This is a genomic window from Streptomyces sp. NPDC048255 (genome assembly GCF_040652415.1).
Classification (GTDB): Bacteria; Actinomycetota; Actinomycetes; order Streptomycetales; family Streptomycetaceae; genus Streptomyces.
Window position 1 is genome coordinate 1 of record NZ_JBEZMA010000001.1, and the last position, 21,547, is coordinate 21,547.

Annotated in this window: 12 protein-coding genes; 6 read left to right on the top strand and 6 right to left on the bottom strand. The window is 74.3% G+C overall.

Going from position 1 to position 21,547, the window contains the following annotated elements; translation table 11 throughout:
* Positions 1–409: 409 nt before the first annotated feature.
* On the bottom strand, positions 410–946 hold the full coding sequence (locus AB0D94_RS00005; RefSeq protein WP_266935367.1) for a MarR family transcriptional regulator: 537 nt from the start codon (positions 944–946) through the stop codon (positions 410–412).
* A 133-nt stretch (positions 947–1,079) separates the two neighbouring features.
* On the opposite strand from AB0D94_RS00005, the gene AB0D94_RS00010 reads away from it, so the two are divergent.
* Entirely contained in the window at positions 1,080–2,381 is a 1,302-nt protein-coding gene (locus AB0D94_RS00010; RefSeq protein WP_362044395.1) for an MFS transporter, read from the top strand.
* 90 nt (positions 2,382–2,471) lie between these two features.
* Here AB0D94_RS00010 and AB0D94_RS00015 read toward each other — a convergent pair whose 3' ends face one another.
* Together AB0D94_RS00015 and AB0D94_RS00020 are read right to left on the bottom strand one after the other, a co-directional pair.
* Positions 2,472–4,292: an ATP-binding SpoIIE family protein phosphatase gene (locus AB0D94_RS00015; RefSeq protein WP_362044397.1), complete on the bottom strand. Its 1,821-nt coding sequence runs from the start codon at positions 4,290–4,292 to the stop codon at positions 2,472–2,474.
* A 131-nt stretch (positions 4,293–4,423) separates the two neighbouring features.
* Positions 4,424–5,854 (bottom strand): NAD(P)/FAD-dependent oxidoreductase, encoded by a 1,431-nt coding sequence (locus AB0D94_RS00020; protein WP_362043623.1) that lies wholly within the window; start codon positions 5,852–5,854, stop codon positions 4,424–4,426.
* Positions 5,855–6,196: 342 nt separating this feature from the next.
* On the opposite strand from AB0D94_RS00020, the gene AB0D94_RS00025 reads away from it, so the two are divergent.
* Positions 6,197–6,973: a helix-turn-helix domain-containing protein gene (locus tag AB0D94_RS00025; protein ID WP_362043625.1), complete on the top strand. Its 777-nt coding sequence runs from the start codon at positions 6,197–6,199 to the stop codon at positions 6,971–6,973.
* A gap of 404 nt (positions 6,974–7,377) precedes the next feature.
* Positions 7,378–9,423 (top strand): sigma-70 family RNA polymerase sigma factor, encoded by a 2,046-nt coding sequence (locus AB0D94_RS00030; protein ID WP_362043627.1) that lies wholly within the window; start codon positions 7,378–7,380, stop codon positions 9,421–9,423.
* Here AB0D94_RS00030 and AB0D94_RS00035 read toward each other — a convergent pair.
* Positions 9,410–12,787: a BTAD domain-containing putative transcriptional regulator gene (locus AB0D94_RS00035; RefSeq protein WP_362043629.1), complete on the bottom strand. Its 3,378-nt coding sequence runs from the start codon at positions 12,785–12,787 to the stop codon at positions 9,410–9,412. The genes AB0D94_RS00030 and AB0D94_RS00035 overlap by 14 nt on opposite strands.
* Before the next feature lie 491 nt (positions 12,788–13,278).
* Complete coding sequence (locus AB0D94_RS00040; RefSeq protein ID WP_362043631.1) at positions 13,279–13,785, bottom strand: MarR family transcriptional regulator; 507 nt, start codon at positions 13,783–13,785, stop codon at positions 13,279–13,281.
* A 209-nt stretch (positions 13,786–13,994) separates the two neighbouring features.
* Here AB0D94_RS00040 and AB0D94_RS00045 point away from each other — a divergent pair, with 209 nt between their 5' ends.
* Positions 13,995–15,257, top strand: coding sequence for an MFS transporter (locus AB0D94_RS00045; protein ID WP_362043633.1), 1,263 nt, complete (start codon positions 13,995–13,997; stop codon positions 15,255–15,257).
* Here the strand turns inward: AB0D94_RS00045 and AB0D94_RS00050 are convergent, their stop codons facing one another.
* A complete protein-coding gene (locus tag AB0D94_RS00050) occupies positions 15,258–17,516 on the bottom strand; it encodes an asparagine synthase-related protein (RefSeq protein ID WP_362043635.1) in 2,259 nt (752 codons plus the stop codon).
* Between the two features lie 603 nt (positions 17,517–18,119).
* Here AB0D94_RS00050 and AB0D94_RS00055 point away from each other — a divergent pair.
* Positions 18,120–19,841 (top strand): sporulation protein, encoded by a 1,722-nt coding sequence (locus AB0D94_RS00055; protein WP_362043637.1) that lies wholly within the window; start codon positions 18,120–18,122, stop codon positions 19,839–19,841.
* 360 nt (positions 19,842–20,201) lie between these two features.
* The gene (gene lhgO / locus AB0D94_RS00060; protein ID WP_362043639.1) at positions 20,202–21,419 is read left to right on the top strand and encodes an L-2-hydroxyglutarate oxidase; all 1,218 of its coding nucleotides are present in this window, start codon (positions 20,202–20,204) and stop codon (positions 21,417–21,419) included.
* The last annotated feature ends 128 nt before the right edge of the window (positions 21,420–21,547 follow it).

The window sequence follows — 21,547 nt, forward strand, 5'->3', positions numbered from 1 at the left end:
TCATCCACCGAAGTGGACGGGGTATCAACTTCTGGCGTTGATTTTTGGCACGCTGTTGAGTTCTCAAGGAACGGACGCTTCCTTTGTACTCACCCTCTCGGGCTTTCCTCCGGGCTTCGTTCTTCGTTTCCGACTCTATCAGATCCTTTCGGGCCTGACCCCCAGTCAGCGGGGTTTGTCTTCCGGGCTGTTGGGCCCTTCCGACTCCCGAACTCTAGCGGATTTCCGCGGCGACCGATAATCGGCCTTCGGAAATGAATTCGGGCATGCCGAATTCGTTCCCGGTGGGAGATCGTGCTGAGTTGGGTGCCGCAACGAGGCGGCGGGATTCGCTGTCGCCAAAACCGTCCGGCTCTGGGACAACTCGAAGAACCTTACGGATCCTCGGCGGCCGTGTCAAACCCGCGGGTCAGCTCGGCGACTGGAGGTCTTCCACGCGGTCCAGGAGGCGGGTGAGCATGTCGCCCAGCACCCCGCGTTCCGCGGTGGAGAGGTCCTGGAGGAGGTCCTCCTCGAAGACCGTGGCGGCGCGCATCGCGTCGAGCCACTTGCTGCGGCCCTCGTCGGTGAGCTCCACGATCACGCGGACCCGGTTGTTCTCGTCCCGCTCTCGGGTGACCAGGCCTTCGGCCGTCATGCGGTCGATCCGGTGGGTCATCGCCGCCGGGGTGAGGCCGAGCTGCTTGGCCAGTTCGCTCGGGCCCATCCGGTAGGGGGCGCCCGAGATGACCAGAGCCTTGAGGACTTCCCACTCCGCGTTGCTGATGCCCAGGGCCGCGGTCTGGCGTCCGTACGCGACGTTCATGCGGCGGTTCAGCCGGCTCAGCGCCGAGACCACCTTCTCGACCTGGGGGTCGAGGTCCTGGAACTCGCGCTGGTAGACGGCGATCTGCTCGTCGAGGCTCGGCTCGTGGACGGGCGTAGTGCCGTCGGGGGTGTCACCCATGGGTCGAAGTATGGCACGAGCCCGTTGGCGTCTAACTCCTTCGATGTGTAGAGTTAAGGATCGAAGTTTAGGTATGAAGTTCTGAAGTCTTCAGTCTTCGGCTCTCAAAGGCAGGTGAGAAGTGACCAAGGTGATGGGCGCTGCGATGCGGCGGATCCAGGCCGGGAACGCGCTGACCGCGTTCGGCATCGGTTTCACGGTTCCGTTCCTCTACATCTATGTGGCGCAGGTGCGAGGTCTGGGGTCCATGGCGGCCACGAGTGCGTTCGTGGCCTTCGCTCTGGGCGCTCTCGTCGCGCTGCCCCTCACCGGACGGGTGATCGACCGACGTGGTCCGGTCCCCGTGGTCATCGGTGCGGCCGTGACCGCGTCGGCGGGTGCGCTCGCGCTCGGGCTCTCCACCGGCGTGGTGCCCATCCTGCTGTCCGCCCTGGCACTCGGCGCCGGACAGGCCGTGATGCAGCCGGCGCTCGCCACGATGATCGTGTGGTGCTCCACGCCGTCCACCCGGACCCGTGCCTTCGCCCTCCAGTTCTTCATGCAGAACCTGGGCCTGGGCATCGGCGGTCTCATCGGCGGCCAGATCGTCGACGAGACCCGGCCCGGGAGCTTCACCCTGCTGTTCGGCATCGAGGCCGTGATGTTCCTGGTGCTGGCGGGGGTCATCCTCACCGTGCGGATGCCGCACGCGCCGGTCATCAAGGACGCGACGCCGAAGGACCCGTCCCAGGCGGGCGGCAGCGGCTGGAAGCGGCTGCTCCGGCACCAGGCCATGGTCAAGCTGCTGGTTCTGGGTTTCGTGATCTTCTTCGCCTGTTACGGGCAGTTCGAGTCCGGTCTCGCCGCCTTCGGTACCGAGGCCGCCGGGATCTCGCCCTCCACGCTGGGCTTCGCGCTCGCCGCCAACACCGGCGCGATCGTCGTGGCGCAGTTCGTGGTGCTGCGGCTGGTCGAGAAGCGCCGCCGGTCCCGGGTGATCGCGCTGGTCGGGCTGATCTGGACCGTGGCCTGGGTCATCGCCGGGTTCTCGGGGCTGGGGCACGGCAGCGCGGTGATGGCCGCCGCCGCGTTCATCACCACGTACGCGCTCTTCGGCATCGGCGAGGCCATGCTGTCGCCGACGCTGGCGCCGCTGGTCGCCGATCTGGCGCCGGAGGGCTCCGTGGGCCAGTACAACTCGGCCTTCGCACTGGTCAAGCAGATGGCGCTGGCCCTGGGGCCGCTCGGGGTGCCGCTGGGGGCGGGCGTTCCGATGCTCTACATCGGGGTCTTCGTCGTGGTCTCGCTCGGGATCGCCTGGCTGGCGCTGCGGCTCGGCAAGCAGCTGACGCCGGTGCAGGACAACCCCTCGCTGTCGAGGGTCGTGGCGCAGGGCGGCCCGGCCGTGGCGGCCAAGGCTGCCACGGCAGCGGTCGCGGAGCCCGCCCACGCGTGAGGCGCGTACGGATGGCGTGTACGGACGGCCTGTAGCCAGGTATGCGGAAGGCCCCGGTCCTTGTGGATCGGGGCCTTCCGCGTGTCCGGACTACTTGTCCGGCAGGGCGAACTCGCACCAGACGGCCTTGCCGCCGCCCGGGGTGCGGCGGGAGCCCCAGGAGGAGGCGATGGTGGCGACGATCGAGATGCCCCGGCCGGTCTCGTCGGCCGGTTCGGCGCGGCGCCGACGGGGGAGGTGGTCGTCCCCGTCGGTGACTTCGATGATCAGGCGGCGGTCGGTGCGGCGCAGTCGCAGGCGCATCGGCGGGGTGCCGTGCTGGAGGGAGTTCGCGACGAGCTCGCTCGCGGCCAGGACCCCGAGGTCGCACAGTTCGACGGGGAAGCGCCAGGAGGCGAGGACCCCCTGGGCGAAGGCGCGGGCGCGCGGGGCCGCCTCGATGCCGCCGAGGAGCTCCAGGGCGGCGTTGTGGAAGAGCTCGGCGTCCTGGCCGGTGCGGGCCGGCTGCTGGAGGACCATCACGGCGACGTCGTCGTCGTGGTCGGCGTCGACTCCCAGGGCGCGCATGAGGCGGTCGCAGATGACGGCCGGGGTGCCCTGGGCGCCGGAGAGGGCGCGTTCCAGGGCGGCGACGCCCTCGTCGATGTCCTCGCCGCGGCGTTCGACGAGGCCGTCGGTGTAGAGGACGGCGGTGGAACCGGGGCCCAGCGCGATGGTGCCGGAGGTGTGCAGCCAGCCGCCGGTGCCGAGCGGCGGGCCCGTGGGGTCGGCGGCGCGGCGTACGGTGCCGTCCTCGTCGCGGACCAGGATCGGGAGGTGGCCGGCGGAGGCGTACGCGAGCAGGCCCTCGTTGGGGTCGTGGACCGCGTACACGCAGGTGGCGATCTGGCTGGCGTCGATCTCGGCGGCGAGGCCGTCGAGGAGCTGGAGCACCTCGTGCGGGGGCAGGTCGAGGCGGGCGTACGCGCGGACGGCGGTGCGCAGCTGGCCCATGACGGCGGCGGCCCGGACCCCGCGGCCCATGACGTCGCCGATGACGAGGGCGGTGCGGCCGGCGCCGAGGGTGATGACGTCGTACCAGTCGCCTCCGACGGCGGCCTCGGTGCCGCCGGGCTGGTAGGTCGCGGCGACGCGGAGGTCGTCTGGCTGTTCGAGCTCCTGCGGGAGGAGGGAGCGCTGGAGGGTGACGGCGGCCTCGCGCTGGCGGCGTTCGCTGGCGCGGAGCCGTTCGACCGCTTCGGCGTGGTCGGTGACGTCGGCGAGGTGGACCAGGACGCCGGTGTGGTGCGGTTCGGGGTCGCTCGCGGTGTCGGTCTTGGGGAACTCGACGGGGGTGCAGGTGACGGTGTACGAGCTGGTGCCGCCGGGGGCGGTGCGGTTCTTGGCGGTACGGGGCTTGCCGCTGCGCTGGACCTGGTCGAGGAGCGGCAGGAGGCCGAGCTCGCCGAGTTCGGGGAGGGCCTCGTGGGCGGGGGCGCCGGTGGTGCGGGTGCCGAAGCCGGCGGTGTAGGCGTCGTTCACGTAGGCGACGCGGTGCTCGGGGCCGTGGACGAGGGCGACGAGGGCCGGGAGCCGGCCGAGGACCTCCCGTACGGAGAGCTCGTCGAGGGAGGGCACGGCGGCGAGGACGTCCGGCCGCGCGGCGTGGGCGCTTCCGGCTCCGGTCTTGGGTCCCGTCTTGGATCCCGTCTTGGGTCCGGTCGTGGCTCCCGTGCCGGTGCCGGTCCCGCAGACCGTGGGGTCGGCGGGGGCCGCGTCCGCGGACCGCTCGCTTCCGGGGTCGGCGCGGCCGCCGCGGGCGGCCGGGACGGAGCCTTCGCCCCGCTTGGCCTGGGCTGCGGCGTGTTCGGTCCGGGCGGCGGCGCGGCGCTGCGTTCCGGGAAACCGGGCGCTCCAGCGCGTGAAGTTCACTGCGTTCAAGCCTCGTGGTGTCGCAAGTGGTCGCTGTGTCGCTCGTGGTCGGTCACTGGACGATGTCACTCTGTGCAGGTGTGAGCCCACCTATGGTCACACGTCCAGTGTGGCCGACCGCACTGACAACGTCAGCCCTGGCTGTCCTGCGGGGGGTCGGGGGCGGGGTGGGGTGGTGGGGTCTTGGGGCCGCCACCCGCGGCCAGTTCGAATTCTGCCCTGGGGTGTTCGAGGGAACCCAGAGAAACGATCTCGCGCTTGAAGAGACCGGAGAGGGTCCATTCGGCGAGGACGCGCATCTTGCGGTTGAAGGTGGGGACGCGGCTGAGGTGGTACGCGCGGTGCATGAACCAGGCGGGGTAGCCCTTGATCTTGCGGCCGTAGATGTGCGCGACGCCCTTGTGCAGGCCGAGGGAGGCGACGGAGCCGACGTACTTGTGGGCGTACTCGGTGAGGACCTCGTCGCGGAGGGAAGCGATCAGGTTGTCGGCGAGGACCTTGGCCTGGCGGACGGCGTGCTGGGCGTTGGGGGCGCATTCGCGGCGGGGGCCCGTGGCGTCCTCGGGGGCGGTGATGTCGGGGACGGCTGCCGCGTCGCCGGCCGCGAAGGCGTGCTCCACGCCCTCGACGGTGAGGAAGGCGGTGCAGGTGAGGCGGCCGCGTTCGTTCGTGGGCAGGTCGGAGGCGGCCAGCACCGGGTGCGGTCTGACGCCGGCCGTCCACACGACGGTGCGGGTGGGGAAGCGGGCCCCGTCGCTGAGGACGGCCACCCTGTTCTCGCAGGAGTCGAGACGGGTCTCCAGGCGGACGTCGATGTTGCGGCGCCGCAGTTCGCGGACCGTGTACACGCCCATCTCGGGGCCGACCTCGGGGAGGATCCGGTCGCTGGCCTCGACCAGCACCCACTTCATGTCCTCGGGCTTGATGTTGTGGTAGTACCGCGCCGCGTAGCGGGCCATGTCCTCGAGTTCCGCGAGGGCTTCGACGCCCGCGTAGCCGCCGCCGACGAAGACGAAGGTGAGGGCGGCGTCGCGGAGGGCGGGGTCGCGGGTGGAGGAGGCGATGTCCATCTGTTCGATGACGTGGTTGCGCAGGCCGATGGCCTCTTCCACGGTCTTGAATCCGATGGCGTAGTCGGCGAGTCCCGGGACGGGGAGGGTGCGGGAGATGGAGCCGGGCGCGAGGACGAGTTCGTCGTAGGCGATCTCGACCGGGCCGGTGCCCTCGTCCTCGGTGGCGAGGGTGGTGACGGTGGCCGTGCGCTTGGCGTGGTCGATGCGGTGGGCCTCGCCGATGACGATGCGGCAGCGTCCGAGGACCCGGCGCAGCGGGACCACGACGTGGCGCGGGGAGATCGACCCGGCGGCTGCCTCGGGGAGGAAGGGCTGGTAGGTCATGTACGGCTCGGGGGTGAGCACGGTGACCTCGGCTTCGTCGGCTCTGAGCTTCTTCTGGAGCCGGAGGGCCGTGTACATGCCGACGTAGCCGCCGCCGACGATGAGGATGCGCGTCCGGGGCGGGGTGCCGGGGGCCGTGCCCCGGGAGTTAGCAGCCTTCACCACCCCATGACGCAACGTGGCTGGGAGTTTGTCCACAGGCCCGACAAATTGTGTGACCGGAGAGAGTGCCGGGACGGGGTTGTCGCGGGCCTTGAGGCGGAGTCAAAATGCGCAGGTCAGAGGGTACGGAGGGGGTGGTTCCGCGGGCATTGGACGGAAAAATGGGGGTGAATGCTCCGATCGGGCGGTGGTCCGTCCGGGGCTGCCTCTTCTGAATTGACTCTGGCTCAACTATGTTCGTATCTCGTCGAGGAGTAGGACCAGGGCCCTCATGACCGTGGCCCCCCTCGACACGAAGGCGGGGAGTGTCTCCGGGGGGAGACAAATGATTACCGGGGGAAACATATGAACATTTCCGATTTCCATGGTTCTGCGACCGCGCTCTCGGTCGAGAGCAACGGTCGTGTCGTCGCGGGCGGCAGCACGACGCACGGCGTGGGCCGCTCCACGCCGCTGCGCGTCGATGCCCAGCGCAATCTCGAACACGTCCTGCGAGCGGCACGTGAGGTGTTCGGCGAGCTGGGCTACGGGGCTCCGATGGAGGACGTGGCCCGGCGGGCGCGGGTCGGCGTCGGCACGGTGTACCGCCGCTTCCCGAGCAAGGACGTCCTGGTCCGGCGGATAGCCGAGGAAGAGACCGCTCGGCTGACCGAGCAGGCCAGGACCGCGCTCGGCCAGGAGGAGGAGCCGTGGCAGGCGCTCTCGCGCTTCCTGCGCACCTCCGTGGCCTCGGGTGCCGGGCGGCTGCTGCCGCCGCAGGTGCTGCGGGTCGGCTCGGCGAGCGAGGACGGCGTCGAGGAGGCCGAGGCGGCGCGGGTTCCGCACCAGCGCCAGGCCGTGGTCGCCGGGGCGGCTCCCGAGCTGCGGGTCGTCGGTACGCGGGCTCCGGTCGAGGACGAGCCCGCGGACGACTCGGGTGCGGGTGCGCTGCTCGAGGTCGTCGGCCGGCTGGTGGACCGGGCCCGGGAGGCGGGTGAACTGCGCGCCGACGTCACGGTGGCCGATGTGCTGCTGGTGATAGCTACGGCCGCGCCCGCGCTGCCGGACCCGGCGCAGCAGGCGGCGGCTTCGACCCGGCTGCTCGACATCCTGCTCGAAGGGCTGCGCTCCAGGACCGTGTGAGGGGCTGAGCCTGGTGGTGTGGGTGGCTGACCGGATGGGCGGCTGACGCTCTGGGTGCCTGACCCTGTGGGTGCCTGAGCGTGCGGTACCTGACCCTGCGGTGCCTGACCGTGCGGTGCCTGACCGTGCGGTGCCTGACCGTGCGGTGCCTGTGCGGGTGTTCGGTCCCGCGGCTGTCCGACCTCTCGAGGGGCCTGCTCCTCGAGAGGCCTGGCCCTCTGCCGGGTGTTGGCTCTCTGCCGGATCTTGGCTCTCTAACGGGTGAGGGCTGGTGCGGTGTTGTCGCCGCGCCGCCGAATTGTGCCCGGATGAGTGGATGCGACGGAGACGGCCTCGGCGTGCGTCCGCCGTGTGACACGCTTGATCGGTGTACCGGTTGAGTGTGTCGTGCGGGGGCTGCCTCGATGGGCGTTGACGGGCGGGACGAACCATTCGGTGACGTCGGCGGCGAGGTCGAGGCGGGCAGCCTGCCCGCCCGTCAGGTCCCGGCGCAGCGCGAACCGGGTGGACGGCATGCCCGCTCCTCAAGGGCCGACGCCACGGCCGGTGCCGGTTCCGGGGTCCTCGCGGGTTCCGGGGGCGAGCCGGCGCCTTCCGACGCGGACTTGATCGCCCGGATGCGTGGCGGTGACGACGGTGCGTACGAGGAGCTGTTCCGTCGCCATGCCGATGCCGTACGGCGCTACGCGCGGACCTGCTGCCGGGACGGCCACACCGCCGACGACCTGACCGCCGAGGTGTTCGCGCGGACGCTGCAGGCGGTACGGGGCGGGGCCGGGCCGGACCAGTCGGTGCGGGCCTACCTCCTGACCACCGTACGGAGGGTCGCGGCGGCCTGGGCGAAGACGGCCAGGCGGGAGCATCTCGTCGAGGACTTCGCGGTGTTCGCGGAGCAGGCGGCCACGGGCGTGGAGAGCGGAGCGGGGATCTCCGGGCTGTCGGGGGACGACACCCTCGAACTCGGCGCGGACGTCCGGGCGATGCGGGAGGCCGAGCAGTCGTTGGCCATGCAGGCCTTCCGGAGCCTGCCCGAGCGGTGGCAGGCCGTGCTGTGGCACACCACCGTCGAGGAGGCCTCGCCCAGCGCCATCGCGCCGCTGTTCGGGCTGAGCGCCAACGCGACCGCTGTCCTGGCCAGCCGGGCGCGGGAGGGGCTCAAGCAGGCGTACCTGCAAGCCCATGTGAGCTCCGCCCTGAGCGAGGGCGGGGACTGCGCGCGGTACGCGGACCGGCTCGGCGCCTATGCGCGGGGCGGGCTGCGGATGCGGGCGGAGCGGGGGCTGCGCAAGCACCTGGAGGAGTGCGCGAAGTGCCGGCTGGCCGCCGGGGAGCTCAAGGACGTCAACGCGGGGATTCCCGCGCTGCTTCCGGTCGCGGTCATCGGCTGGTTCGCCGCCGGGTACGCGGCCAAGGCGGCCGGAGTGGTGGCCGGGGGTGCCGTCGCCGCGGGTGGCGCCGGGGCCGCTGCGGCTGCCGCTGGTGGGTCGAGCGCGGGAGCCGGTGCCGGTGGGGCTGCGGGGGCGGGTGCTGCTGGTGGCGCCGCCAGTGGTGCTGCGGGCGGTGCGGGTGCGGCCGGTGGGGCTGGTGGGGCCGGGTCGGGGGCCGGCGGAGCCGTGGTCTCCGAGGGGCTCGGGCTGCCCGCCAAGGCTGCCATCGCCGCCGGGATCGCCGTCGCCGCGGCCGCCGGGGTGGTGTTCGCGCTGGCCGGGGACGATGCCGAGCCGCAGGCCCGGGCGAAGCCAGCGCCGAGTGCGGCGGCGCCGGCGGTGCCGGAGGTTCCCGCCCCGTCCTCGCCCGAGCCGAGTCCGCCCGGGGAGGAGCCGCCGCCCGCGCGGAGCTCCGTACCGCCGCGGAAGGCGTCCCCGTCGCCCTCGAAGCCGGCCGCCCTCGTTCCCCCACCCTCCTCGTCCCCGTCCCCCTCCCGCTCGCCGTCTCCTTCGCCGAGCCGGGAGAGGCCCTCGCCCACGCCCTCTCCGGCCAGGCCCTCGCCGAAGCCGAGTCCGCCCCAGCCCCCGCAGGGCTTCCAGCTGGCCCGGCTCGGGCAGTCGGCCTACGGGGACCACAGCAGCCCCGAGGTGGAGACCTGGCGCAGCAGCTGGGTGTGGCAGCGCTGGGGGCTGGAGGTCGGGGACCGGCGGTTCGCGCAGGGCATCACCGTGAACTCCCGCTCCTCGGTGGAGATCACCCTGAACCGGCAGTGCACCGCCTTCTCGGCGCGGGCCGGGGTGGACGGCCTGTCGCTGTTCACCGACGGCACGGTGCGGTTCTCCGTATACGCCGACGGGCAGCGGCTGTGGCAGTCCGGAGCCCTGGGACACCGGGATCCGGCCGTGGCCGTGCAGGTCCCGCTGGCCGGGCGCACGAGCCTGCGGCTGGTGGTGGAGCGGGTCGGGCAGGGCAGTCTGCCGACCCTGGCGAGCTGGGCCGACGCGGTGATCAGCTGCCGTTGAGCGCGGCGGCCAGCGCCGCCGGGCTGAGCGCCGCCCCGGCCGCCTCCTCGCGGGCGTGGCGGTCCGCGCCGAGCGCGGTGCGGGCCCGGTCCGGGAGACCCCCGACGGCGGCGGCCTCGGGGACCGAGCGGGGATTGCCCGCGCGCCAGGCGGTGGCCGCCGCGAGGGCCCGTACGGCCTCGGCGGGGCGATCGGCGGCGGCGAGGAGCAGGGCGGCGGTCTCGGCCAGCCCCGCAAGGACGCGTTCCGCGCAGTGCGCGGTGACGGCGGTGGCGAAGGCGGGCCCGAGCACGGCGAGCCCGGCCGAGGGCCCGTGTTCGCGGGCGGTGACGGCGGCTTCCAGATCGGCCAGTGCAGCGTTGAACTGCGGGGGGACGGTTATCTGCCCGCCCTGCTCCCGGGCCGTGTCGCATGCGGTCCGTGCCCGGTCCGTCTCACCCCGGCCGAGGGCGATCTGTCCCGACAGCAGCCGGGCAAAGGCGCACACGTCGGCGACGCCGTGTCGCTCGGCCTCGGCTTCCGCCTCCGCGAGCAGCCGCTCGGCGCCCTCCGTGTCCCCGGTGCAGTAGACGGCCTCCGCGGTCCGGGCGATGGCGAACGGTGCCTCGATGTGGGCGCCGACTTCGCGGGCCAGGCGCAGGCATTCCTCGTACTCGGCACGGGCCCAGTCGTACCTGCCGCGGGACAGCGCGACCTCTCCGGCCGCGCTCGCGACCTGGGCGCGGGTCCAGCGGTCGCCGGAGCGGCGGGCGATCTCGTGCAGTTCGGCGAGGTCCGCGTCGACGGTGGGGAGGCCACCGGTGATGTCGATGGCGACGTGGGTGCGGAGCATGAGCGTGACGCCGAGTTCCCAGTCGCCCGCGTGGCGGCGGCAGTTCTCGACGGCCCGGTCGAGGTCGGCGTGCACCTCGCGGGCGTCGTCGGAGAGGTAGCCGGTCATGGGCCACAGCATTCCGGGGAAGCGGGTGGTCTCCGGGGAGCCGCGGCGGAAGGCCGTCTGGATCCGGGCGGTGCGGGCGCGGGCCTCGGGGTTGCGGAAGTCCTCGGCGGGCTGGACCTCGGCGATCAGGAAGATGTGCAGGACCAGGAGCCGCATGTGGCGCCAGTACTCCGCGGAGCCCTCGGGGGCGTCGTCGCGGGTGACGGCGAGGACCCGGGTGGCCCATGCGGCGCCCTCGGTGCGGTAGTTGCGCAGCCACCAGAACCAGCCGAGGGCGAAGGCGAGGCGCTGGGCGGTCTCGGTGGCGGCCGGTCCGGGCGTTTCGGCAGCGGCGGCCTCGGCGCTTTCGCTTGCGGCGGTTTCGGACTCGGCGGTTTCGGACTCGGCGGTTTCGGACTCGGCGGTTTCGAGGGTGCGCAGGAGGGCCGCGCGGAGGTTGTCCAGCTCGGTCTCGGTGCGCCGGATCCAGGGGAGCTGGGCCGCGGAGCGCATGAGGGGTTCGGCTTCCTCGGCGAAGGCCAGGAAGTGGGCGGTGTGGCGGCGGGCGGTGGCCGCCCGGTCCACGGGGTCGGCGGCGGCGCGCTCGGCGGCGTACTCGTGGATGGTTTCGAGCATGCGGTAGCGCATGCCGTCACCGGGTTCCGCGGCCGGCTCGGCCAGGACGAGGGATTTGTCGACGAGGGAGCCGAGGATGTCGGCGACGTCGTACGAGGGGTCGGCGCAGACCGCTTCGGCGGCGCCGAGGTCGCAGCCACCGGCGAAGACCGACAGCCGGCGCAGCACGGTGCGTTCGGCCTCGTCGAGCAGGTCCCAGGACCAGTCGACGACGGCCCGCAAGGTCTGCTGACGCGGCAGGACCGTCCGCGCGCCGCTGGTCAGCAGGCGGAAGCGGTCGTCGAGCCGGTCGGCGATCTGGCGCGGCGTGAGCAGCCGCAGCCGCGCTGCCGCAAGCTCGATGGCGAGCGGCAGCCCGTCCAGGCGGGCGCAGATCTCGGCGACGGCGGCGGGGGCCTCGGCGGGGGTGAAGCCGCGGCGGGCCGAGGCACCGCGGTCGGCGAAGAGCTGCCGGGCGGGGTCGGGCGGCAGCGGTTCGAGGGGGCGGACGGTCTCGCCCGGTACGCCGAGGGGTTCGCGGCTGGTGGCGAGGATCTGGACGCCCGGGCAGTGCGTGAGGAGGCGTTCGGCGAGCTCGGCGGCGGCGCCGATGACGTGCTCGCAGTTGTCCAGGAGGAGGAGCAGGCGGCGGTGCGCGCAGTGCTCCACGAGGCGGGCGGTGGGGTCGTCGGCGGTGGTCTTCTCGCGGGCCACCAGGGAGTTCTCGCGCAGGCCGAGGGCGCTGAGGACGGCGCCGGGGACTGCGGCGGGGTGGTCGAGGCGGGCGAGTTCGACGATCCAGCCGGATGCGGAGTGGGCGGCGGCCGCGTGTTCGGCGAGGCGGGTCTTTCCGGAACCGCCGGGGCCGGTGAGGGTGATGAGGCGGTGGTGGGCCAGGTCGGTGTGGAGGGCGGCCAGTTCGGGCTCTCGGCCGACGAAGGAGGTGAGGCGGGGGCGGAGGTTGCCGCCGGACTGCGGGTGCTGGAGGTGCTGGTGGTGCTCTGGGTGTTGGAGATCCTGAGGGTGCTCCGTGTGCTCCGGGTGCTCCGTGTGCTCCCTGTGCTCCGTGTGCTCCGGGCGGGGCTTCGGCTGCGGCCCGGGCCGGAGGAGTTCCGCGTGCAGGGCGGCGAGTTCGGGGCCGGGGTCGGTGCCGAGCCCTTCGGCGAGGGTGCGGCGGGTGCGTTCGTATGCGGCGAGCGCCTCGGCGTGGCGGTCGGCGGCGCGCAGGGCGCGCACCTGCTGGGCGCGCAGCGGTTCGTCGTACGGGTGCTCGTGGATCAGCGCCTCGATCTCCGGCAGGAGGGCCGCCGGAGCGGATCCGTGGCGCAGGTCGGCCTCGATCCGGTCGCGCAGGGCGGCGGCGCGGTGGGCCTCGGGGGCGACGGCGTACGCGGTACGGGCGGGCTCGGGCAGGTCGGCGAGGGCCGGGCCCCGCCACAGGGTGAGGGCGCGGCGGAGGGTTCCGGCCGCGGTGGCGGGGTCCGTGGCCAGCTCGCGGGCGCCTTGGCGGGCCAGCCGGGTGAAGCGGTGCAGGTCGACTTCGTCGCGGTCGGCGGCGAGGCGGTAGCCCCCGGCGGGGTCGGCCCGGACGGAATCCCGGCCGCCGAGGGCGCGGCGGAGCCGGGCGACGAGGGCCTGCAGGGCGGCGGGGGCGTCCTGGGGCGGTTCGTCGCCCCAGACCTCGTCGACCAGGTCGGTGACGGAGGCGGCGGGGCCGCCGGCGCGGAGGGCGAGCGCGGCCAGCAGCGCGCGCAGGCGGGCGCCGCCGATGGGAAGGGGGGCGCCCGTCTCGTCGCGCGCCTCGGTGACGCCCAGGATCAGATACCGCACCGGCCAATTCTGCCTGGCCCCCTGCGGGGAGCAGGAACGGATTTCGGCGCCCGAGCCCCGGCTGCGCCGGTCAGCCCAGCCCGGGCGGGGTGGCTGCGCCGAGCCGGACCGCGCGTGCGCCGCCCCCGGCGGGTCTCGCGGGGAGGCGGGCCCGGCGGGGAGCCGGCCGCACCCGGCAAGCGCCGTCCTGGCACCGGCCGCACCCAGCCGCGCCGTCCTGGCACCGCACGACCCGGACGGCCCGCCTGGCCGCACGACCCGCACGTCCCGAACGGCACCGCACGACCCGCCTGGCCCGGACGGCACCGGACGGGCCGGACGGGCCGGACGGGCCGGACGGCCAGCCTGGTACCGGACGACCCGCACGGCCCGCCTGGCACCGGACGAGCCGCACGGCACCGCACCACCCCCACGGCCCGCCTGGCACCGGACGGCACTGGAGGCTGGCGGTCAGGCGAGACCCGCGCCCGGCCTGATCGACAAGGCGCCCCCTACGTGATCGAGGTGTCGCCCTGGGTTTCCAGGAGGGTGCGGAGGGCGGTGGCGACCGTGGCGCACGTGGTGGCGTCCAGCGGGGCGAGGAGTTCCGCGTAGTGGTCGAGGTGGTCGGTCATCAGCGCCTCGGTGAGCACGAGGCTCTGCTCGGTCAGCCGGATCCGGACCGTACGGCGGTCCTTGCCGTCCCGGACCCGCTCGACCAGGCCCTTGGCCTCCATGCGGTCGATGCGGTTGGTGATCGCGCCCGAGGTCACCATGGCGGCGGGGATGAGGGCGCCGGCCGTCATGGCGTACGGGGGGCCCGAGCGGCGGAGGGTGAAGAGGATGTCCAGCTCGCCCATCTCCAGGTCCCGTTCGGCGGCGAAGCTCTTGATCTGCTTCTCGATGATCCGGTTCATCCGCTGGATGCGGGCCAGTACCTCGACGGACCACAGGCCCGCGGCCAGGTCGGGGCGTTCCTTCGCCCATTGGCCGACGATCACGTCCACTGCATCGCCCATCGTGGCGTCCTCTTCCTCTTCTGTCGGTTCTGTGGGGTCCCGTCGGGCGGCGGGACCCGTCGAGGTTCCGTCGCTCCCGGCTTCCGCCCTACCCCGCGCGCTCCCCCTCAAGATATCTCAACGTTAAGACACTTGACGTTGAGATGACCGCCTGCTTTTATCTTAACGTTGAGATTCTCAATCTTGAGACGCATTGGAGCGGGCACACCATGACCACCGCCACCACCGCCACCACCCAGTCCCCGGCGCACAGCCCGGCACCAGCCGCCCCCGCGCGCGGACCCGTCCCCGCCTTATGGCTGGCCCTGCTGGCCACCCCCGTCGCCGCCGGGGCCAACGCCCCCGTGCTGATCCTTCCCGACATGGCCGGCGCCCTCGGGGCGGGCACCTCGGCCGCGACCTGGCTCGTCGCCGCCTTCGCCTGGGCCATGGCCGTCGGCACTCCCCTGCTGGCCGGGCTGCTGCGTCACCGGGGCCTGCGGGCGGTGCTCCGGCTGAGCAGCGTCCTCGTACTCGGCGGCACGCTCCTGGTCGCGGCGTCCCCCTGGCTGCCGCTGACCCTGGTCGGGCGGGCGGCCCAGGCCGCGGGCGGCGCCGGGCTGGTGGCGGCCGCGATGAGCCTGGCCGGATCCGCCCGCCGCATGGGCGTCATCAGCGCGGGCTTCGGCATCCTCGGCGCGGCCGGCCCCCTGCTCGGCGCCCAGCTCGCGCAGGCCGTGTCGTGGCGGCTCTCGCTCTCCGTGTCCGTGATCGCGCTGCTGGCCGTGCCGGCGGTCGCCCGGTACGCCCAGGCCCCGACGGCCTCAGGGGCCGCGAAAGCCCCGGCGCCCGCACGCGACAGGTTCGACGCCCGCGGTGCCGGGCTGCTGACGGCACTGGTCACCGCGCTGGTCCTGCTCCCCCACGCCCCCTCGGCCGCGCTGGCCTCCGCCGCCGTCGCCGCGGTGCTGCTCGCGCTGCACGTACGCCGCCGCCCCCAGGGCTTCGTACCGGAGGCGCTGCTGCGCTCGCCCCGTTTCCTCGCCTCGGCCCTGCTGGCCCTGGGCCTGTCGGCGTCCTACTTCACCCTGCTGTTCTCGGTGCCGCGGCTGCTCGCCGACCGGGCGGGCTGGGACACCGGCGCCGCCGGGTCGGGGCAGCTCGCGGCGCTGCTCACCGGATCGGCGCTGTCCTGGCTGCTGGCCGCGGCGTCGGCCCGGATGGGGCGCACGGCCGTACGCGCGGTGCTGGCCGGGGTAGGCACGCTCGCCGCGGTGACGGCGGCGGCCGCCGACCAGGGGCCGCTGCTGCTGGCCGCCACGGCGGGGGCCGTCTTCGCCGCCACCGGGGCCAACGCCGTCCTGTCGACGCACGCCGCGTCGAGCGCCCCGGACTCCCAGCGGCCCACGGCCATCGGCCTGTTCGTCCTCTGTTACCAGCTGGGCGGCGCCTTCGGCCCGGCCGTCGCCGCGGCCCTGGTGCTCGGCGCCTGATCAGGACAGGGCAGGCCGGTGCACGGGAACCCCCGTCGGAACGGCGCGGCGGCGTGCGCTCGTGGTACCCGTCCAGCAGGTGCCGCGGCGGGCGAGGAGCCGGCCCAGCCACAGTTCCATCGAGACGAGCTCCGCGAGCCCGTCGAGCGGGACCGGGCGGCCGTCCGCCGCGTCGAGCAGGGCCTGTTGCACGACCCGGGCCTCGATGAGGCCCGCGTCCGCGAGCAGCGGGGTGGCGAAGAGGGACAGCAGCTCGGTCAGGGCGGCCCGCAGCCCCAGCCGGGTGGCGGTCTCGTTCGGGGTGTTGGCGGTGGCGCCCCAGCCCGGGGGGAGTTCCCGTACCCCAGCCGAGGACAGGACGCTGCGCAGGATCTCCGCCCGGGCCCCGGGCTGGACGCGCAGGGATTCCGGGAGGGCGCGGGCGGCCCGTACGACCTGGTTGTCGAGGAACGGGGCGTGCAGGCGCTGGCTGCGGACCTCCACGGCCTGTTCGAAGACCCGGTGGTCGGCGGCGTGGCGGGCGAGGACCGAGCTGGCGCGGGCTTCGCCCGGCCGCAGGGACAGGGGAGGGCGGCCGGCCGCGGCCGCGAGGCGGATCGATACTTCCGCCAGGGCCTCGCCCGTCAGCCAGCCCGCCGCCGGGCCCGGCCGGGACCAGGTCAGGGCGGCCAGGGAAGCGTCCACCGGACCGGAAGCGCGCTCGGTGACCCCGCCTTCGCGGAGCCTGGCCGCGGCGGCTTCCATGCCCGCGCGGTACGTCGTACGGGCAAGTCTGCGGGCCGCCGAGTACACGGTCAGCGGGACCAGCAGGGACTCCCCGGAGGCCGAGGCCGAGCGGGCCAGGGCCGCCACCGGGCGCAGCAGGTGGCGCCGGCGGCGGTCCATCAGGAGGTCGGCCATGCGGGCCGGGTGCGCGTCGAGGACCTGGCGGGCGCCGTGGCCGGTGAAGTGGTCGGCGGATCCGGCGGCCAGCCGGCGCCGCTCGCGGGCGGCGAAGACCAGGGAGGGGCCGGGTTCGTCGGTGAGGGGGCCGTCGAGTTCGGCGTACGGGAGGGCTTCCTCGGCGGCGGCCACGACGACGTGGTGCAGGCGCGGGTCGGCGGCGATGGCCCGGGCCCGTTCCAGTTCGGCCTCGCGGCCCTGCGGGGTGGCGAGGTCGTTGAAGGTGACCGCCAGCAGCCGGGCGCCGGCGGGGCTCAGCAGGGTGCCCGGGGCGCCGGGCAGGCCGGCCGCGAGCAGTGCCAGGGTCGCGGAGGCGCTGCCGCCGGAGAGGTCGGCGCCCACACCGGGGGCCGGGGCGCCGCGGGCCGCGCGCCGGTCGGCGGGGCCCATTCCGGGCACGGGGCCGGGATCGTACGGCGGCGCCGCGTCGGGGGCATGGCGGGGCGCCGTGAGCCGGGCGCGCACGGCATCCACCAAAGCTTCCCGTACGCCCTCCACCGCGCGCTCGGGATCCGCCGCGGGCGCGGCCACCGCGAGCGAGGCCACCGGCTCGTACCCGGTGATCTCGCGGGAGCCCTCGCGCAGGATGAGCGCGTGCCCGGGCGGGATCCTGCGGACACCGGCGTACGGTGTGCCGTCGCCCAGTGCCTCGGGGCTGTCGGGGCAGGCCAGCAGGGCGGCGAGATGGCCGATGTCGAGCTGTGCCTCGATGAGGTCGGCGAGCGGGAGGGCGGCGGTGGCGTACGCGGTGCCGCTCGCCCAGGGGGTATAGAAGACGGGCCGGGCGCCCGCGAGGTCGCCGACGACGGTGATCCGGCGGCCGGCCTGGACGACGGCGGTGTAGCTGCCGGACCACTGGGTGAGGTGGCGCAGGGCCCCGCCGCGGGCGGCGTAGAGGGCGCGGCGCAGTTCGGCGTCGGTGGCGCCGCAGCAGCCGAGGACGGCGAGCCGGGTGAAGGGGTCGGAGGGGTCGGCGGTGAGGGTGCGGATCTCGTCGGGGCGCCAGTCGCCGACGGCCCAGAGGGGGTCGGGATCTCCCCAGAGCAGCTGGGCGCCGACGGGGTGGACGGTGCGTTCGGCGTCCGCGCCGGGGTCGTCGGGATGGGCGGCGTCGGCGATGCCGCCGCGCAGGCCGCCGGTGTCCCCGTAACCGGAGTTGTCCCCGTAACCGCCGGGGCCGCCGTATCCGCCCGGGCCGGCGGACGTGCCCTGGCCAGGGCTTTGGCCGGAGACTCGGCCGGCCGTGCCGAAGCTCGCGGCGATACTGCTCCAACCCACCAACCAGCGCACCGCCGCCTCCCCAGCCTGTGGGCACATGACCGGGGCACGGGCAGCACGGTCAGCGCTGAGGGCGCGGCCGGCGGGACCCCGGGTGGCTCGGGACCATGCTGCCACGGGACAGGCGTACGAGAGGTGCTAAAGGGGGCGCACATGCAAACGAACACGCTGCGGCCACACAGTATTTGGCGTTCCGTTCCCACCGCCCCATAGGTCGCTTTCGGCCATTCTTCGGCCGTGCTGAGCGGCGATGTGTGCCGCCGGCCGGCCGTGGGCGGGCGCGGTACGGGAGGCGGAATCCACCCCCCGGACCGTTCCGCCACCCGCGGGGATTGAGGCAGCGGCATCCCCCGGCCCACCCGATCCGCGCAGCGGGCCGACCCACGCACCGCACATCGAATCGCCGGGCCCCGCGGCCGACCAGAGCGCACGGGCGGGCGCACGGCCACACGGGCGGAGCACGCGATGACACGTGCGCCCCGGGGACGGGCCCCGGGCGGACTGTGCAAACGGACAACAATCCCGCCATACGGAAGTCGGGGCCTTAACGCTTGGGAGGCGGGGAACTACGCTGGGTTTACGAAATGCCGGGCGCCTATGCCCCGGCGGCGTCTGCGTTCCGCGTGTGACGAGGGGTGGCGCATGTCCAGGGAGCTCCGCGAGCCCAATGAGAAGCTCGGCGCCGTCCTCGCCCTCGCGGGCATCAGCAACGCCGGACTGGCCCGTCGGGTCAACGACCTCGGCGCACAGCGCGGTCTGACGCTTCGCTACGACAAGACCTCGGTGGCCCGGTGGGTGTCGAAGGGGATGGTGCCGCAGGGCGCCGCCCCGCATCTGATCGCCGCCGCCATCGGGGCGAAGCTGGGGCGGCCGGTGCCGCTGCACGAGATCGGGCTGGCGGACGCGGATCCCGCGCCCGAGGTCGGCCTGGCCTTTCCGCGCGACGTGGGCGCGGCGGTGCGCTCGGCCACCGACCTCTACCGGCTCGACCTCGCGGGGCGGCGCGGCGGTGGCGGGATCTGGCAGTCGCTCGCGGGCTCCTTCTCCGTGTCGGCCTACGCGACGCCCGCTTCGCGCTGGCTGATATCTCCCGCGGACGGCTCGGTGGCGCGCGAGCCGGCGGGCCCGGCGCACGGCACCCCGGGCCAGGGACCGGGGCAAGGGCAGGGACAAGGACAGGGTCAGGGACCGGGGCAAGGACAAGGGCAGGGGCAGGGACAAGGACAGAATCCGGCTCACGGCACCACGCCTCAGCCCCTCCCCGCTCCGGCCGTGCCCGCGCACGACGTACCGGCGCGCGACGCGACGGCTCCGGTCCAGGTGCCTCCGGCTTCCCCGCAGGGCCGTACGGCAGGACCGGCGACAGGATCGGCGGGCGGCCTCACGGCTCCGCCGTCCACCGTTGTGCCCGCGCAGCCCTCGGCCGAAACGCCGCGCGACCACGGTCAGCGCGTGGGCCACAGCGATGTGACGAAGCTGCGCGAGGCCGCCGAGGACGCCCGCCGCTGGGACTCCAAGTACGGCGGCGGCGACTGGCGTTCGTCGATGGTGCCCGAGTGCCTGCGGGTGGACGCGGCGCCGCTGCTGCTCGGCTGCTACACGGACGAGGTGGGCCGCGCCCTGTTCGGCGCCACCGCCGAACTGACCCGGCTGGCCGGGTGGATGGCCTTCGACACGGGCCAGCAGGAAGCGGCCCAGCGCTACTACATCCAGGCGCTGCGCCTGGCCCGCGCAGCCGCGGACGTACCGCTCGGCGGGTACGTGCTGGCCTCGATGTCCCTCCAGGCGACCTACCGGGACTTCCCCGACGAGGGCGTGGACCTGGCGCAGGCGGCCGTGGAGCGCAACCGCGGCCTGGCCACCGCCCGCACCATGAGCTTCTTCCGCCTGGTCGAGGCGCGGGCGCACGCGAAGGCGGGCGACTCGGTGGCGGCCGGAGCGGCGCTGCGGGCGGCGGAGGGATGGCTGGAGCGGGCGCGGGAGGGCGATCCGGATCCGACCTGGCTGGGCTTCTACTCGTACGACCGTTTCGCGGCGGATGCGGCGGAATGCTACCGGGACCTCAAACTCCCCCGGCAGGTGCGGCGCTTCACCGAGCAGGCGCTGTCCCGGCCCACCGAGGAGTACGTGCGCTCGCACGGGCTGCGCCTGGTGGTGAGCGCGGTCGCGGAGCTGGAGTCGGGCAATCTCGACGCGGCGTGCGCGGCGGGCACCCGGGCGGTGGAGGTGGCGGGCCGGATCTCCTCGGCGCGGACGAACGAGTACGTACGGGACCTGCTGCACCGCCTGGAACCGTACGGGGACGAGCCGCGCGTCGCGGAGCTGCGCGAGCGGGCCCGGCCGCTGCTCGTGGCGCCCGCGTAGGGGGTGTCTTGTCGGTCGGGCCGGATCAGCCCGGGTCGTCTGGTGCCGTGGATCGCAAGGCCGAGGAGGGAGGCGACGCGGAGCGTCGTCGACCGACGAGAACGCCGCGAGGCGCGGCACCAGACGACCCGGGCCCGGCCCGACCGACAAGGCACCCCCTCACGGCGGACGGCCCCGCGTGGCCGCTTTGTCGGTGGCGGGGTGCAGTATGCAGGGGTGGGAGGTGTCGGCTTGGGCGGCGGCAGGGGCAGGCTGGGCGGCGTGGGACGTGTGGGCGGCGTGCGCGGTGCGGGTGCTGTGCGCGGCGTGCGCGGTGCGGGTGCTGCGGGCGGCATGCGCGGCGGAGGTGCTGCGGGCGGCATGCGCGGCGGAGGTGCTGCGGGCGGCGTGGACTGCGATGTGCTGGTGGTCGGCGGCGGGATCGTCGGCCTGTCGACGGCGCACGCCCTGTCACGCCTCGCCCCGGGCACCCGGGTGGTCGTCCTGGAGAAGGAGGCCGGCCCCGCCCGGCACCAGACGGGCCGCAACAGCGGCGTGATCCACAGCGGGATCTACTACCGCCCCGGATCGCTGAAGGCGCGCTTCGCGGTGCGCGGGGCCGCCGAGATGGTCAAGTTCTGCGCGGAGCACGGGATCGCGCACGAGGTGACGGGCAAGCTGATCGTCGCCACGGAGCGCGAGGAGCTGCCGCGGCTGCACGCCCTGGTCCAGCGCGGCCGGGAGAACGGCATTCCGGTGCGCGAGCTGGGCCCGGCGCAGATCGCCGAGTACGAGCCGGAGGTGCGCGGCCTGGCCGCGATCCACGTCGGCACCACCGGAATCGTGGACTACGGCCAGGTGAGCGCCCAGCTGGCGGAGTCCTCGGGCGCGGAGATCGTCTACGGCGGGGCGGTGGACCTGATCTCGCGGCGCCCGTCGGCGGTGGCGGTCCGCACCACCTCCGGCCTGGTCGTCAAGGCCCGGGTCCTGGTGAACTGCGCGGGCCTGCAGTGCGACCGGATCGCCCGGCTGGCCGGGGACGACCCGGGCATGCGGATCATCCCCTTCCGGGGCGAGTACTACGACCTGGCCCGGCCCGAGCTGGTCCGGGGGCTGGTGTACCCGGTGCCCGACCCGGCGTTCCCCTTCCTCGGGGTGCACCTGACCCGCGGCGTCGCGGGCGGCGTCCACGTCGGCCCCAACGCCGTGCCCGCCCTGGCCCGCGAGGGCTACGCCTGGTCCACCGTCCGCCCGCGCGACATCGCCTCCGAGCTGGCCTGGCCGGGCTCCTGGCGGATGGCCGCGAAGCACTGGCGGTACGGGGCGGGCGAGATCCACCGCTCCCTGTCGAAGCAGGCCTTCACCCAGGCCGTACGCCGCCTCCTGCCCGCCGTCACCGCGGCGGACCTGCGCCCCGCCGCGGCCGGGGTCCGGGCCCAGGCCGTCCTGCGGGACGGCACCCTGGTGGACGACTTCCTGATCCGGGACGCCCCGCGCACGGTCCACGTCCTCAACGCGCCCTCGCCCGCGGCTACCGCTTCGCTCCCGATCGGCCGCGAGATCGCCGCCCGCGTCCTGCGCACCCTCGGCTCGGCCTGAGCGGAAGTTCAGGCCCGCCGGCGTTCGGGGCGCGGGGTCCGGGGCCGAGCCCCGGGACGCCCGGGCGCAGCCCGTGGCCGCTCGCGCGGCGGTGGTGGCCCGGCCCCCCGTCGTAGAATCAGGGCATT

What these genes read in the sequence shown, in the direction of transcription:
- AB0D94_RS00025 (WP_362043625.1), top strand. Translation starts at nt 6,197, where the DNA reads ATGAACATTTCCGATTTCCATGGTTCTGCGACCGCGCTCTCGGTCGAG.
- lhgO (WP_362043639.1), top strand. Translation starts at nt 20,202, where the DNA reads ATGCGCGGCGGAGGTGCTGCGGGCGGCGTGGACTGCGATGTGCTGGTG.
- AB0D94_RS00030 (WP_362043627.1), top strand. Translation starts at nt 7,378, where the DNA reads ATGGGCGTTGACGGGCGGGACGAACCATTCGGTGACGTCGGCGGCGAG.
- AB0D94_RS00045 (WP_362043633.1), top strand. Translation starts at nt 13,995, where the DNA reads ATGACCACCGCCACCACCGCCACCACCCAGTCCCCGGCGCACAGCCCG.
- AB0D94_RS00005 (WP_266935367.1), bottom strand. Translation starts at nt 946, where the DNA reads ATGGGTGACACCCCCGACGGCACTACGCCCGTCCACGAGCCGAGCCTC.
- AB0D94_RS00050 (WP_362043635.1), bottom strand. Translation starts at nt 17,516, where the DNA reads ATGTGCCCACAGGCTGGGGAGGCGGCGGTGCGCTGGTTGGTGGGTTGG.
- AB0D94_RS00040 (WP_362043631.1), bottom strand. Translation starts at nt 13,785, where the DNA reads ATGGGCGATGCAGTGGACGTGATCGTCGGCCAATGGGCGAAGGAACGC.
- AB0D94_RS00010 (WP_362044395.1), top strand. Translation starts at nt 1,080, where the DNA reads ATGGGCGCTGCGATGCGGCGGATCCAGGCCGGGAACGCGCTGACCGCG.
- AB0D94_RS00055 (WP_362043637.1), top strand. Translation starts at nt 18,120, where the DNA reads ATGTCCAGGGAGCTCCGCGAGCCCAATGAGAAGCTCGGCGCCGTCCTC.